Consider the following 14,241-nt stretch of genomic DNA (forward strand, 5'->3'; position numbering starts at 1 on the left):
CGACTACCTTCGTACTCATGTCGATATCCGCGTCCCAGCCCCAGAGCCCCGAGCCCGGCGCCACCGAGCCCACGGTCACCGATCGTCTGGTCGCCGCCAACGCGAAGTACGCAGCAGAGTTCACCGACCCGGGCATGGACGCCCGGCCCGTCCTGAAGGTCGCGATCGTGGCCTGCATGGACGCCCGTCTCGACCTGCACGCGGCGCTGGGCCTCGAGCTCGGTGACTGCCACACCATCCGCAACGCGGGCGGCGTGGTCACCGACGACATCATCCGCTCGCTGACGATCAGCCAGCGCGCACTGGGCACCCGCTCGGTCGTCCTCATCCACCACACCGGCTGCGGTCTGCTGAACCTCACCGAGGACTTCCGGCACGACATCGAGGCCGAGGTCGGGCAGCGGCCGGCGTGGGCGGTGGAGGCCTTCAAGGACCTCGACCAGGACGTGCGGCAGTCCATGCAGCGGGTGCGCACCTCTCCCTTCCTGCCCCACCGCGACGACGTGCGCGGCTTCGTCTTCGACGTGACGACGGGCCGGCTGCGCGAGATCGATCCGCAGCACTGACGCGCCGGGCTCGGCGAGTTGTCCACAGACAGTGACGGGACACGGCGCGGGCGGACAGAATGCACAGGGGACGCCGCCTTCCGGGGCGCGCGCCCGCGCTTTGGGGTGGGCCGGTCCGTATCCGTCGGACCACGGCCCTGGTGAACGGGCCGAGGAGGGCCGGGTGACGACCTATGACGAACGAGCGAGCCTGAGCGATCTGACATCGACGGTGGAGCGCGTCCGCCGGTCGGTGGAGAGTGTGATCGAGGGCAAGCCGGAGGTCGTTCGGCTGGCGCTGACGGTGCTGCTCGCCGAGGGGCACCTGCTGATCGAGGACGTGCCGGGCGTGGGCAAGACCATGCTCGCCAAGGCGCTGGCGCGGTCGGTGGACTGCTCGGTGCGGCGCATCCAGTTCACCCCGGACCTGCTGCCGTCCGACATCACCGGCGTCAGCGTCTACGACCAGCAGCGGCGGGACTTCGAGTTCAAGCCCGGCGCCGTCTTCGCGCAGATCGTCATCGGCGACGAGATCAACCGTGCCTCCCCCAAGACCCAGTCGGCGCTGCTGGAGTCGATGGAGGAGCGGCAGGTCACCATCGACGGGCAGACCTATGAACTGCCCAGTCCGTTCATGGTGGTGGCCACGCAGAACCCGGTGGAGATGGAGGGCACCTATCCGCTGCCCGAGGCCCAGCGCGACCGCTTCATGGCCCGGGTCTCGATGGGCTATCCGAGCCCGGAGGCCGAGCTGCGGATGCTCGACGTGCACGGCGGGACGTCCCCGCTGGACGACCTCCAGCCCGTCGCGCACGCCCACGAGATCGTCAAGCTGGTCGACGCGGTCCGCACGGTCCACGTCTCCGACACCGTGCGGCGCTACGCGGTGGACCTGGTCGCCGCGACCCGCCACCACCCGGAGCTCAGACTCGGCGCGTCGCCGCGGGCGACGCTGCACCTGCTGCGGGCGGCCAAGGCCGCCGCGGCCCTGACGGGGCGGGAGTTCGCCCTGCCGGACGACGTGCAGTCGCTGGCCGTGTCGGTGCTCGCGCACCGCCTGCTGCCGACCTCGCAGGCCCAGCTGAACCGGCGCACGGCCGAGCAGGTCGTCGTCGACATCCTGCAGCGCACCCCGCTGCCCGACCCGTTCGGCCAGCAGCCGCCGGGCGTGCGGAGGCCGTGATGAGCGCCGGGGGGCCGGGCCGGGCGGGGCCCGCCGGCCCCGGCGGTCTGGGTGCGGCGCTCGGCGGGCTCACCACCCGGGGCCGTTCGTTCCTCGCCGCGGGCGTGGCCGCCACCGGCTGCGCCTACGTCCTGGGCCAGGAGGAGCTGCTGCGGGTCGGGCTGCTGCTGACCGTGCTCCCCCTGCTGTGCGTGGTCGTGCTGCACCGCACCCGGCACCGGGTCACCGGCAGCAGGCGGCTGTCGCCGGCCCGGGTGCCGGCCTCGGCGGAGGCGCGGGTGAGCCTGCGCGTCGAGAACGTCTCCCGGCTGCCCACCGGTCTGCTGATGCTCCAGGACCAGGTGCCCTACGTGCTGGGCCCCCGCCCCCGCTTCGTGCTGGACCGGATGGAGCCGGGCGGGCGCCGCGAGGTGTCCTACCGGGTCCGCTCGGACCTGCGCGGCCGCTATCCGCTGGGGCCCCTGCAGCTTCGGCTGACGGACCCGTTCGGCATGTGCGAACTGACCCGCGGCTTCGGCGCGTACGACACCCTGACGGTCATGCCGCGCGTCGAGCCGCTGCCGCCGGTGCGGCTGGGCGGCGAGGCGGCGGGCCACGGCGACGGACACCGGCGCTCACTCGCCCTCGCCGGCGACGACGACGTGATCCCGCGCGGCTACCGCCACGGTGACGACCTGCGCCGGGTGCACTGGCGCTCCACCGCGCGCCACGGCGAGCTGATGGTGCGCCGCGAGGAGCAGCCGCAGCGGGCTCACTGCACGGTGCTGCTGGACACCCGTGGCGACGCCTACTTCGGCGCGGGCCCCGACTCGCCCTTCGAGTGGGCGGTGGCGGGGGCGGCCTCCGCGGCGGTGCACCTGCTGGAGCGCGACTTCTCCGTGCGGCTGCTGACCGACACCGGGACCCCGGTGCCGGGACCGGACGGCATGGGCCACGGCACGGCGGACGCGGCCGGGCTGTTGCTGGACACCCTCGCGACGGTGGACCACTCCGAGGAGACCGGGCTCTCCCCGGCGTACGACGTGCTGCGCGGGGGCGGCGGGGGGCTGTTGGTGGCGTTCTTCGGGGAACTGGACGAGCGGCAGGCCGCGGTGGCCGCCAGGATGCGGCAGCGCAGCGGCACGGCGGTCGCCTTCCTGCTGGACCAGGACGCCTGGGCGGGCTCCCCCGGGCAGCACGCGCCGGCCTCCCCCGCCAAGGAGGGGCTGCGGATGCTGCGCGAGGCCGGCTGGACGGCGCTGCTCGTCACTCCGGGTGCCGCCCTGCCGGACCTGTGGCGCGTCGCCGGCTCGCCCGGCGGGGCCGGCGCCCTGGGCCGGCTGGTCGGCGGGCACGCGGGGGGCGGCGCATGAGCGGGCGGACGCGGGTCGCGGTGTTCGGCGCGGTGGCCACCCTGGCGGCCGCCTGCGCGATGCTGCCCCTGGTCGACAAGGCCAGCTGGCTGGTGCAGGCCGCGCTGCTGCTGGCCGTTCAGACGGCGGCCGGCGTGGTCGCCCGCAGGGTGCCGCTGTCCAGGCCCCTGACGGTCGCGATGCAGGCGCTGGTGGCGCTGCTGCTGCTCACCGTCGTGTTCGCGCGGGCGCAGGCGGTCGGCGGCTTCCTGCCGGGGCCCGACGTCTGGCGGGAGTTCGGGCAGCTGCTGCGGGAGGGCGCCGACGACGTCGGCCGGTACGCCATCCCCGCGCCCGCGACCTCGGCCATCCGGCTGCTGCTGGTCGGCGGGGTGCTGGTGGTCGGCCTGGTGGTGGACGCGGTGGCGGCGACCTTCCGCACCGCCGCGCCGGCCGGGCTGCCGCTGCTGGCCCTCTATTCCATCGGCGCCGGTCTGGCGCAGGGCGGCTCGGGCTGGCTGTGGTTCCTGGCCGCCGCCGGCGGCTATCTGCTGCTGCTCCTGGCCGAGGGGCGCGACCGGCTCTCGCGCTGGGGCCGCGTCTTCGGGGGCGGCGAGCCCGGCGGGCCGCGGTCCGCCGCCGGCTTCGCCGCGGCGGGCACCGGCCCCGCGCTCGCGCCGGTGCGCACCGGACGGCGGATCGGTGCCCTCGCCCTCGGGGTCGCCCTGGCCGTACCGGCCGTACTGCCCTCCATCGGCGGCGGGTTGCTGCGTCCGGACAACCACGGGGACGGCCCCGGCGGCGACGGCGGGGGGACGATCTCGGCGGTCAATCCGCTGGTGTCGCTGCAGAACAGCCTCAACCAGCCGCAGAACCGGGAGGTTCTGCGCTACCGCACCTCCGCGGGCACCACCGAGGACCTGTACCTGCGCATCATCGCCCTCGACCGGTTCGACGGGGCGACGTGGAGCGCCTCCGAGCGCCGGGTGACCGATGTGCCGGTGCCGCTGCCCGCCCCCGCCGGGCTGGCCCCGGGCGTGCGCACCGAGGAGGTCACGACGTCCGTCGCCGCCGCCGAGACCTACGGGCAGACGTATCTCCCCCTGCCGTATCCGGCGACGAGCGTGCGCTTCACGGGCCAGTGGCGGTACGAACCCGAGGGCCGCACGATCGTGGGCGACCACGGGCAGACCACCAAGGGCCTGCGCTACCAGGTGTCGAGCCTGTTGGTCACGCCCACCGCGCAGCAGCTCGCCGCCGCGCCCGCGCCGCCCGGCGAGCTGCTGCGCGAGTACACGCGCGTGCCCGCGACGCTGCCGAAGGTGGTGTCGGCGACGGCCCGTCAGGTCACGGCGGGCTCCGCGAACGCGTACCAGCAGGCGGTGAAGCTCCAGGACTGGTTTTCGACGGGCGGCGGCTTCCGCTACGACACCGAGGTGCGTTCGGGCAGCGGCCCCGACGCCATAGCGCGCTTCCTGGAGGAGAAGCGGGGCTTTTGCATCCACTTCTCCTTCTCCATGGCGGCCATGGCGCGGACGCTGGGCATCCCCGCGCGCGTGGCGGTCGGCTTCACGCCGGGCAGCCCGCAGACGGAGGGTGCGATGTCCATCGGGTCCAAGGACGCGCACGCCTGGCCCGAGCTGTACTTCGAGGGCGCCGGCTGGACGCGCTTCGAGCCCACCCCGAGCCGTGGCACCCCGCCCGAGTACACGATCGCGCAGACTCCCGCCGTTCCCGACCCCGGTGCGCCGAGCGCGCAGCCCGGCCGCCCGACCGCCCGGCCGACGGCCCCCTCGGTGGACGACGGCTGCACAGGGCGGCAGAAGAAGCTCGAAGGCTGCCCGGGCGCCGCGCAGCAGACGGGCGGCGGTTCCTCCGGCGGCGGTCCCTCGCCGGCCCAGCTGACCGGCACGGCGGCGGCCGCGCTCGTGGCGCTCGCGCTTCCGCTGCTGCCGATGCTGTGGCGGCGGCGGCTCCGGGCCCGGCGGCTGGGCCGGGACGGCCGCGACGCGCGGGACGCGGGCGAGCGGGTGCTGGACGCCTGGCACGAGACCACCGACTCGGCCTGGGACCACGGCATCCCGCCCGACGAGTCCCTGACCCCGCGGGCGGCGGTGGCACGGCTCGTCCGCTCCGGCCGGCTTAACGCGCCGGCGGCCGAGGCGGCCGGCCGGCTGGCGTCGGCGGTCGAGCAGGTGCTGTACGCGCCCAGTCCCCGGACGCCGGGCGATCCGGCCGCCGACGCGGAGCTGGTGCGGGCCGGGCTGCGGGCGTCGGCGGGCCGCCGGGGCCGGGTGCGGGCCGAGCTGGCGCCGCGGTCGGCGGTGCGGGTCCGCTGGGCGTGGGGGCGCTGCTGGTCGGCGGTGCGGGAGCGGCTGCTGGCGCGGCTGCGCGCCGCCGGGCGGCTGCTGCCCCGCTCCCGCCCCCTGCCCTGACGCCCGGGCCCGGGGGCCCCGCCCCCGGCCACCGGACACGGTCACAGGGCTCGGAAACGCGAAACGGGGCCAGGACGGGAAGTCCTGGCCCCGGCGTTCGCTGCGGGGTCACCTCGTCAGGAGGAGCCGGGCCTCAGTGGCCCTGTTCGTCACGGCGGCGCTGCCAGCGCTGCTCGATGCGGTCCATCATGGAGCGTCGGCCGGCCTGGCGGCGGGGCGTTCCCCCCGGGCCGGCACCCCGCTGGGCTCCGGGCCTCGGCGCCTTGCGCCATCCCGTCACCGCGAGCACGGCGCACGCGAGCATGACGAGGAAGCCCGCCACGCTGATCCAGATGCGCTGGGCGACCATTCCGGCCATGAGGAGCGCGATGCCCGCCAGAAAACCCGCGACCGCCTGGTAGACCCGTCGCCGGGTGTACGTGCGCAGGCCGCTGCCCTCGAGCGCTGTCGCGAACTTGGGATCTTCGGCGTACAGCGCTCGCTCCATCTGCTCGAGCATGCGCTGCTCGTGCTCCGAGAGCGGCACGGAGTCCTCCTACTCGTCGGTCGCGGGGGGCGACCGGGGTGCGACCCTTTCAGGATAGGCAGGGATTCGCCCCCATGAAACCCGCCCCTCTGCGCCAATTCGGCCACCGGCCCCGGTGTGGCGGTCGATGCCGTCGGGACGTACATTCCCGTTCCGCCGATCCGCCATGCCGGACGGTGTCCCCCGATCATACGGGGCGAACGGCCCGTCCGGGTGGGCCGTGTGCGGCGGGTGGGATCAGCCTCGTTCGGCGAGGACGTGCAGCTGAGTGGCCACCGAGTGGAAGGCGGGCACCTCGGCCGCGGCGGCCTCCAGCCGCAGCAGGGCGTCGATCGCGCCGGGCTCGGCGTCGACGAGCACGCCGGGCACCAAGTCGGCGAAGACACGCACGCCGTGGACGGCCGTCACCGCGAGGCCGGCGTCCGTGACGAGGCCCGACAGCTGCTCGGCGGTGAAGCGGCGGGTGAGCGGGTCGCCCGCGCCCCACTGTCCGGCCGGGTCGGCCAGGGCCTGCCGGGCCTCGGTGAAGTGCCCCGCGAGGGCGCGCGCGAGGACGGCGCCGCCGAGGCCGGCCGCGAGCAGGCTGAGGGTGCCGGAGGGGCGGAGCGCGGCGACGGCGTTGCGCACGCTCTCGGCGGGGTCCTCGACGTACTCCAGGACGCCGTGGCACAGCACCAGGTCGTAGCCGTCGCGCTCGACGACGTCGAACAGGCCGTGCGCGTCGCCCTGGACGCCGCGCACCAGGTCGGCCACGCCCGCCTCGGCGGCCCGGCGCTCCAGCGCGAACAGCGCGTTGGGGCTGGGGTCGACGACGGTGACCCGGTGCCCGAGCCGGGCCAGCGGCACCGCGAACTTCCCGGAGCCGCCCCCGGTGTCGAGGACCTCCAGGGCGTCCCGGCCGGCGGCCTTGACCCGGCGGTCCAGGGCGTCGCGCAGGACCTCCCAGACCACGGCGGTACGGAGGGAGGCCCGGGGACGCAGGGGGTCTGACACGGCGGCTGGCTCCTCGGCACGGGCCGCCACCGCCTCGGCGGCGACGGGTGACTTGAACGTAGGGCCCCAGCCTAATGGGCGGGCGGGCTCCGCTTGACGGAGGCAGGGCGCGGTGCGCCATACTTTTTGCACTGACTGGTCAGTACAAGATCGTTGGAGGTGGCGTGGACAGCACCCCGCACGGAGCCGCGATCACGGCCCGCGCCCTGGGCGTGAAGGGCCCGCGCGGCTGGGCCTTCCGCGACGTGGACGTCGCCGCGCCACCCGGCTCGCTCATCGCCGTCCAGGGGCCCTCCGGCTCGGGCCGCACCTGTCTCCTGCTCGCTCTCACCGGCCGCATGCGTGCCGCCGCCGGCCGCGCCGAAGTCGCCGGGCTGCCCCTGCCCCGCAAGATGGCGGCCGTCCGGAGGGTGAGCGCGCTGGCGCACGTCCCCGGCGTCGCCGAGCTCGACGCGTCCCTGACCGTCGCCGAGCACCTGCGCGAACGCGCCCTGCTGGAACGCCGGTTCAACGGATCGCCGCGCGCCCTCCTGCGCCCGCGGGCTGAGCGGGCCGCGGAGCGGCGCTCCCGCGTCGAGTCGGCGCTCGCGGCCGCGGGCCTCGATCCCGGCGCGCTGCCCGGGGGCGAGGACACGGCCGTACGGCGGCTGGACCGGCTTCAGGCGCTGCGGCTCTCGGTGGCCCTGGCGCTCATCGGCGAGCCGCGGCTGGTCGCGGTCGACGACACCGATCTCAAGCTCTCCCCCGCCGAACGCGAACAGGTCTGGGAGCTGCTGCGGTCGCTCGCCCGGGCGGGGACGACCGTGCTCGCGGTGTGCAGTGAGGCCCCCCGCGACGCGGTCGTCGTCACCACCGCGCGGGCCGCCCGGGACGCCGGCGCCGACACGACGAAGGGAGCGGCGGATGCGTTCGCCGAAGCTGGCCGCGCTTGAGCTCAGAAGGTTCGGCAGGGGCAGGCTCCCGCGCGCCGCCCTCGTCGCGCTGCTCCTGCTGCCGCTGCTCTACGGCGCCCTGTACCTGTGGTCGTTCTGGGACCCGTACGGGCGGCTGGACAAGGTGCCGGTGGCCCTGGTCAACGCCGACCGGGGCACCGAAGTCGACGGCCAGCGGCTCGACGCCGGCGCCTCGATCGCCGAGGGGCTGCGCGGGAGCAAGTCGTTCGCGTGGCACGAGACCAGCGCCGACGACGCCCGCGAGGGCGTCGAGAAGGGCAAGTACTACCTGTCGCTGACCATTCCGCCCGACTTCAGCGACAAGGTGGCCTCCAGCTCCGGTGCGTCCCCGGTGGCGGGCGCCCTCCAGGTCCGTACGAACGACGCCAACAACTACATCGTCGGGCAGATCTCCCGCACGGTCTTCTCCGAGATCCGCGCGACGGCCTCCCGCAAGGCCTCGCGCTCCTTCTACGACAGGATCTTCGTCTCCTTCTCCGGTCTCCACGACAAGACCCAGAAGGCCGCCGAGGGCGCCGACCGGCTCGGCGAGGGCATCGGCGAGGCCCGCAAGGGCGCCGGCGACCTCAAGGACGGACTGGCCCGGGCCGAGCGCGGCAGCGGCGACCTGGAGAGCGGGGTCGCTCAACTCCACACGGGCGCCGGCACCCTGGACAGCGCGTCGGGGGAGCTCGCCTCGGGCGCGCAGAAGGTGGCGTCGGGCACCCAGCGGCTGGCCGACAAGGTCAACGGCGTCGCCGGCAAGGAGGGCGCCTTCGTCAAGGAGCACGCCCGGGAGATCGGCGCCACCGCCCGGGACGTGGCCAAGGAGGCCCAGACCGTCCGGGAGCACCTGGACGACCTGCCCTCCCCCGCCACCACCGCCCTGCTCGCGAGCGGCAGCCGGCGCGGCGCCGAGGATCTGGCCGCCGCCTACGCCAAGGCGTGCCCACCCGCCGGGGCGCCCGGCTTCTGCCCCACCCTCAAGAAGGCCGTCTTCGCCGCGCAGCAGTCGGCCGCGGGCGCCGAGAAGCTCAACACGCTGATGCAGAACAAGAACGGCGAACTGGACCGGCTCCCCGGCCGGCTGGACACCCTGCGCGGCTACGCCCTGCGTCTCGCCGCCGAGGCCCCGCACCTCGGGCGGGACATCGACGGCGCCGTCCGCGACGTCAACGCGCTCAACGACGGCGCCCAGAAGCTCGCCGAGGGCGCCGGCAAGCTCCACACCGGCGCCGGGCGGCTGCACACCGGGCTCGGCACCGCCAAGGAGGGCGCGGCCGATCTCGACGGCGGCATAGGGAAGTTGCGCGAGGGGGCCGGCACCCTCCAGGGCGGCATGTTCAAGCTGTCCGACGGCTCCGCCGAACTCGCCGGCGGGCTGCACGACGGCGCCGGCCGGATCCCCGACTACGACAAGAAGGACCGCGACGCCCGCACCGAGGTCATGGCCGACCCGGTCGGGCTGGCCTCGCGGGCCCTGCACAAGGCGCCCAACTACGGCACCGGCTTCGCCCCCTACTTCATCCCGCTCTCCCTGTGGGTGGGCGCCATGGTCGCCTACATGCTGATCCAGCCGCTCAACCGGCGGGCCCTCGCCGCCGGGGCGCCCGCCTGGCGCATCGCCGTCGCCGGCTGGCTGCCGGTCGTCGCGGTCGGCGTCCTGCAGACGGGGGCGCTGCTGGCGGTGCTCCACTGGGGGCTCGGCCTCCACATGGCCCGCACGGCCGGCACGGCCGGTTTCCTCTGCCTGGTCACCGCCTGCTTCGCCGCGATCGTGCAGTGGCTGGGCGCCCGCTTCGGGCCGGCCGGCCGCATCCTCGTCCTCGCCCTGCTGATGCTCCAGCTGACCTCGGCGGGCGGCACGTACCCGGTGCAGACGAGCCCCGGATTCTTCAACGCCGTCCATCCGTTCCTGCCGATGAGCTACGTCGTCGACGGGCTGCGCCACCTGATCACGGGCGGCGGGCTGGGGCCCGTGTGGCAGGCGTGCGGCGTGCTGGTCGCGTTCACCGCGGGCGCGCTCGCGCTGACGGCCTGGTCCGCGCGGCGCGCGCAGGTCTGGTCGGTCGACCGGCTGCACCCGGAACTGAGTCTGTGAGCGCGAACACGCGGGGTACAGGGAGAATCACTCTCATGGACAGCAGCAGTACGCGCCGCCAGAACACCAGACGCAAGCTCTTCGAGGCGGCGGTCACCCTCATCGCCGAGCAGGGGTTCTCCTCCACCACGGTGGACGAGATCGCCGAGCGGGCGGGAGTGGCGAAGGGGACGGTCTACTACAACTTCGCCAGCAAGACCGTGCTCTTCGAGGAGCTGCTGAAGCACGGCATCGAGCTGCTCACCGCCGCCCTCCAGGCCGCCGCCGACGAGAGCGCCGAGCGCGGCGGCAGCCGGGTCGACGCCCTGGACGCGATGATCCGGGCCGGGCTGGACTTCATCACCCGCTACCCCTCGCTCACCCAGCTGTACGTGGCCGAGCTGTGGCGCACCAACCGGGCGTGGCAGTCGACGCTGATGCAGGTGCGGCAGAAGGCGATCGCCGTGATCGAGTCGGTGTTGCGGGAAGCGGTCGCCGCGGGCGAGCTGAGCGGGGACATCGACGTTCCGCTGACGGCGTCGGCGCTGTTCGGCATGGTGCTGGTGGCGGCCCTGGACTGGCAGTCCTTCCAGCCGGAGCGGTCCATCGACGAGGTGCACTCGGCGCTGTCCCGCCTGCTGCAGGGCCGGGTGGGCGGCACGGCCGTCTAGGGGGTGGGTGGCGCCGTGCCGGTGCGGACCGTTCCCCCTCGGCCCGCACCGGCACGGCGTTCCCCCGTTCCCCCCGTGTGTTCCCCCGTCGCTCCCCCGAGCCCCCCGTGGGAGCCCCCGTCCCCCCGGTCGCGTCGGGGAGGCCGCACCGTTCCGCCGCCCCGTGCCGGCGGTACCGGTGCCGCGTCCCCTCTGCGGACACCACTCTCTCCTCCCGGCCGGGTGCGGCCCATCCGTGCGGGTACTCATCTCGGCTTCTGAGTACGCGTACTCAGACCTGGGCACCCGGCACCAGCCGCCACTGGCTACGATCCTGCGGGTGTCGGTGCTTCCTCTGGTGTTCACGAGCGGCTGGGCGAGCGGGATCAACGCCTATGCCGTGGTCCTGCTGCTCGGCGTGCTCGGCGCGACCGGCGTCTCCGACGACGTGCCGGGGGCCCTTCAGCGCCCCGACGTCCTGATCGCGGCCGGCGTGCTCTTCCTCTGCGAGGCCGTCGCCGACAAGGTCCCCTACGTGGACACGGTCTGGGACGTCGTGCACACCGTGGTCCGGCCCGTGGCGGGCGGCGTGGTCGGCGCACTGCTGGCGGGGCAGACGGGGTCGGTCCCGGAGCTCGCGGCCGGGGCGCTGGGCGGCTCGGCGGCGCTGCTGAGCCACCTGGTCAAGGCGGGCACGCGCATGGCGGTCAACACCTCGCCGGAGCCCGCCAGCAACATCGCGCTGAGCCTCGGCGAGGACCTGGGCGTCGCCGCCCTCATCGTCTTCGCGCTCTTCCATCCCGTCGCCGCGGCCGTCGTCGCGGGCACGCTCCTGGCGCTGGGCGTCGCGCTGGTGGCCTTCCTGTGGAAACGCGTCCGGGCGTTCCTGCGGCGCAGGCGCGAGCGGCGCGCGGCGAGGCTGTCCGGCGCGGCCGGAGCCTGACGGCAGGGGGCCGCCCCGGCCCGGAGGGAGGGCCCCCGGGAGGCGGATAAAGTCCTCCCCATGGCACGAATCGCGGTAATCGGCGCCGGAATGGGCGCCATGGCAGCCGCCGCCCGGCTGGCCGTCGCGGGTCACCGCGTGGCGGTGTACGAGCGCGCGGCGACGCACGGCGGAAGCGTGGGACGGCTCGAACGGGACGGGTTCGCCTTCGACACCGGGCCGGGGCTGCTGCACCTGCCCGCCGTCTACCGCGACCTGTTCGTCAAGACCGGCAAGGAGTCGCTGGAGCAGAGCCTGACCCTCACCCAGGTCGACCCGGCGAGCCGCCACCTCTTCGCGGACGGCACGGACGTCCGCCTGCCCAACGCCTCGCGGGCCGGTGTCGTGGCGGCGCTCGACGCCGCGGCCGGGCCGGGCGCGGGCGAGCGCTGGAGCGACCTGGTCAACCGGGCGCGCGAGGTGTGGGACGCGACCCGGCGCCCGCTGCTGGAGGAGCCGCTGCGTGCGGACCGCACGGCCGCCCTGGGCCACGACCCCTACCCGGCGCCGCCCCGCCGCGGGCTGTTCCGGCGCCGGAGGGGCCCGCTGACCCTGGCGTCCGTCGCCGAGCGGGAGTTGGCGGACCCCCGGCTGGTCGCCCTGCTGGAGGGCCACGCCCTGGCCCACGGGCTCGATCCGCGCGTCGCGCCCGCGAGCGCGACGGTGCTGCCGTACATGGAGCAGACCTTCGGCAGCTGGTACGTGCGCGGCGGCGTACGGGCGCTCGCCGACGCGCTGTACGAGCGCTGCCTGGCCCGGCGCGTGGAGTTCTTCTTCGGCGCCGAGGTCGTGGGACTGGTGGAGGAGGACGGCCGCGCGGCCGGAGTGCGGCTGGCCGGCGACGGCGTCGCCGAGGCGGACATGGTGGTGGCCGGGGTCGCCCCCGGACGGCTGGAAGCGTTCGCCCCCGGTGTGGCCGGGCCGTCCCGGGGGCCGGTGCCGCCCGGCCGGTTCAGTGTGTTCCTCGCCGTCGCCGGCTCCCGCCCCGAGGACGCGGCGCACCGCACCGTGGTGCACGGCGACGACCGTACGGCGGAGCTGGAGGCGGTCTTCGGCGCGGCGGGCGTGGGTGGTTACCGCCCCACGGTGACCGTGCTGCGGCCCGACGACGCGGACACGCGGCCGGACGACGCCCACGAGGCCGTCACGCTGACCGCCACGATCGCCCCGCACGGCCGGACCGACTGGAACGACGCACGGACCGTCGCGGACTTCGCGGACCGGATGGTCGCGGCCGCCGAGGCGGCGGTGCCGGGGCTGCGCGAGAGGGTGCTGTGGCGCGAGGTGCGCACGCCGGCCGACACGGAGGCGGCGACCGGCGCCGAGGGGGGCGGGGTGCCCGCGCCCGTCCTGGCCGGCGGCGAGGGCGCGTTCCTGCGGCCCGCCAACGTCACGCGCCTGCCCGGCCTCTATCTGGTGGGCGGCTTCGCGCACCCGGGCGGCGGGCTCGCCCACGCGGGGATGTCGGGGGCGATGGTCGCCGGGCTCATCGTCGAGGGAGCCGACTGGCGAGGCTCGCAGTGACCGCGGCCCGGGGGCTTCGTCCCCCGGGCCGCGGCGGCCGCCGTCAGTAGCGGTAGCGCTGCTCGTCGAAGCCCTGGCCCGGCTGCTGCGGCGGGTAGGGCGGCTGCTGCTGGCCGGGGTACTGCTCGGGCGGAGGGGCCTGGCCGGCCGGGTGGTCGGTGTCCCGCTGCTGCGGCACCCACACGCCGCCGGGCGGGGTGTCGACGTCGTACTGCTGCGGGGTGGCGTACGTGTCGCCGGGGTACGCGGTCGTGCCGTACTGCTGCTGGGGGTACGCCTGCTGCTGGCCGTAGGCGTCGTACTGCTCGTACGACGGCGGGCGGTTGCCGATGTACGGGTCGGAGTAGGCCGCGTACTGGCCCTGGCCGTAGTCGAACTGGCCCGCGTAGCCGCCCGGGGCGGCCGGGGCCTCGGCGGGCTGGGCCGCGGCGTAGCTCCCGTATGCGGGGAAACCGTCCTGGTCCGTGCCCGTGGCGTTCGTGTCCGCGCCGTAGCCGCCGCCGTACCCGGCGGGCTGCGCGGACTCTCCGGTCGGCTGCTGGGGCACGCTGGGCATCAGCTCCGTGCGGTCGTCCTCGCCGGCCCCCGCGGTGGGCGGGGCGTCCGGTCCGGAGACCGGCGCGGTGACGCCGGCGGCGGACCGCTGGGCGCGGTCGCCGCCCTTGCGGCGGCGCCCCGACCGGGACTTCTCGGCCCGCGACTTGCCGGCGGCCCGGGACTCGCCCTTGCCGGAGCCCCGGCCCGGCTCCGCGGCCGCGCCCTCCTCGCCGCGGCGGATCGCCCAGCCCCGGGAGAAGCCGCGGCGGAAGGAGAGCGTGACGAACGTCTGCCCCACCGCGAAGGCGACGGCGCCCACGACGATGACGGCGACGGAGGGGATCACGACGCCCGCGACCACGCCGAGGAAGCCGACGAAGGCCAGCAGCCGCCAGCGCAGCCGCGCCTTGTACTGCAGCAGCACCTCGCCGAGCAGCCAGAGCGCGACGACGCCGAAAGCGATGTAGAGGACCGTCCAGCCCATTAACGCCCCTCTCGTCGGCCGCCGTTCGCCGGACAGCCG

The 14,241-nt window shown here is 75.4% G+C and carries 12 protein-coding genes; 9 read left to right on the forward strand and 3 right to left on the reverse strand.

Going from position 1 to position 14,241, the window contains the following annotated elements; translation table 11 throughout:
* The first annotated feature begins 17 nt into the window (after positions 1-17).
* From CYQ11_RS07820 to CYQ11_RS07835, 4 genes are all read left to right on the forward strand, one after another.
* Positions 18-566, forward strand: a complete 549-nt coding sequence (locus CYQ11_RS07820) for a beta-class carbonic anhydrase (protein ID WP_099197407.1) — start codon at positions 18-20, stop codon at positions 564-566.
* Positions 567-729: 163 nt separating this feature from the next.
* Complete coding sequence (locus CYQ11_RS07825; protein WP_099197408.1) at positions 730-1,728, forward strand: AAA family ATPase; 999 nt, start codon at positions 730-732, stop codon at positions 1,726-1,728.
* The gene (locus tag CYQ11_RS07830; protein WP_099197409.1) at positions 1,728-3,080 is read left to right on the forward strand and encodes a DUF58 domain-containing protein; all 1,353 of its coding nucleotides are present in this window, start codon (positions 1,728-1,730) and stop codon (positions 3,078-3,080) included. The genes CYQ11_RS07825 and CYQ11_RS07830 overlap by 1 nt, the downstream gene beginning before the upstream one ends.
* Positions 3,077-5,494 (forward strand): transglutaminase TgpA family protein, encoded by a 2,418-nt coding sequence (locus CYQ11_RS07835; protein ID WP_099197473.1) that lies wholly within the window; start codon positions 3,077-3,079, stop codon positions 5,492-5,494. The genes CYQ11_RS07830 and CYQ11_RS07835 overlap by 4 nt, the downstream gene beginning before the upstream one ends.
* Positions 5,495-5,627: 133 nt before the next feature.
* Here the strand turns inward: CYQ11_RS07835 and CYQ11_RS07840 are convergent, their stop codons facing one another.
* Positions 5,628-6,020 (reverse strand): SCO2097 family morphological protein, encoded by a 393-nt coding sequence (locus tag CYQ11_RS07840; RefSeq protein WP_099197410.1) that lies wholly within the window; start codon positions 6,018-6,020, stop codon positions 5,628-5,630.
* 237 nt (positions 6,021-6,257) lie between these two features.
* Positions 6,258-7,013 (reverse strand): methyltransferase, encoded by a 756-nt coding sequence (locus CYQ11_RS07845; RefSeq protein WP_099197411.1) that lies wholly within the window; start codon positions 7,011-7,013, stop codon positions 6,258-6,260.
* Positions 7,014-7,177: 164 nt separating this feature from the next.
* Between CYQ11_RS07845 and CYQ11_RS07850 the strand changes: the two genes are divergently transcribed.
* The 5 genes from CYQ11_RS07850 to CYQ11_RS07870 all read left to right on the forward strand — a co-directional run bounded on the left by CYQ11_RS07850 (position 7,178) and on the right by CYQ11_RS07870 (position 13,181).
* A complete protein-coding gene (locus CYQ11_RS07850) occupies positions 7,178-7,945 on the forward strand; it encodes an ATP-binding cassette domain-containing protein (RefSeq protein ID WP_240003081.1) in 768 nt (255 codons plus the stop codon).
* Positions 7,917-10,046 carry a YhgE/Pip domain-containing protein gene (locus CYQ11_RS07855; protein ID WP_099197413.1) on the forward strand — a complete coding sequence of 710 codons (2,130 nt, stop codon included), beginning with the start codon at positions 7,917-7,919 and terminating at the stop codon, positions 10,044-10,046. The genes CYQ11_RS07850 and CYQ11_RS07855 overlap by 29 nt, the downstream gene beginning before the upstream one ends.
* Positions 10,047-10,081: 35 nt before the next feature.
* Complete coding sequence (locus tag CYQ11_RS07860) at positions 10,082-10,696, forward strand: TetR/AcrR family transcriptional regulator (protein WP_099197414.1); 615 nt, start codon at positions 10,082-10,084, stop codon at positions 10,694-10,696.
* Between the two features lie 319 nt (positions 10,697-11,015).
* Positions 11,016-11,618 carry a DUF4126 domain-containing protein gene (locus CYQ11_RS07865; protein ID WP_099197415.1) on the forward strand — a complete coding sequence of 201 codons (603 nt, stop codon included), beginning with the start codon at positions 11,016-11,018 and terminating at the stop codon, positions 11,616-11,618.
* 60 nt (positions 11,619-11,678) lie between these two features.
* Positions 11,679-13,181 carry a phytoene desaturase family protein gene (locus CYQ11_RS07870; protein WP_099197416.1) on the forward strand — a complete coding sequence of 501 codons (1,503 nt, stop codon included), beginning with the start codon at positions 11,679-11,681 and terminating at the stop codon, positions 13,179-13,181.
* A gap of 43 nt (positions 13,182-13,224) precedes the next feature.
* On the opposite strand, the gene CYQ11_RS07875 is transcribed toward CYQ11_RS07870, so the two are convergent.
* Entirely contained in the window at positions 13,225-14,202 is a 978-nt protein-coding gene (locus CYQ11_RS07875) for a hypothetical protein (protein ID WP_099197417.1), read from the reverse strand.
* Positions 14,203-14,241 lie beyond the last annotated feature (39 nt).

This window comes from Streptomyces cinnamoneus (genome assembly GCF_002939475.1).
In the GTDB taxonomy this organism is placed as follows: domain Bacteria; phylum Actinomycetota; class Actinomycetes; order Streptomycetales; family Streptomycetaceae; genus Streptomyces; species Streptomyces cinnamoneus_A.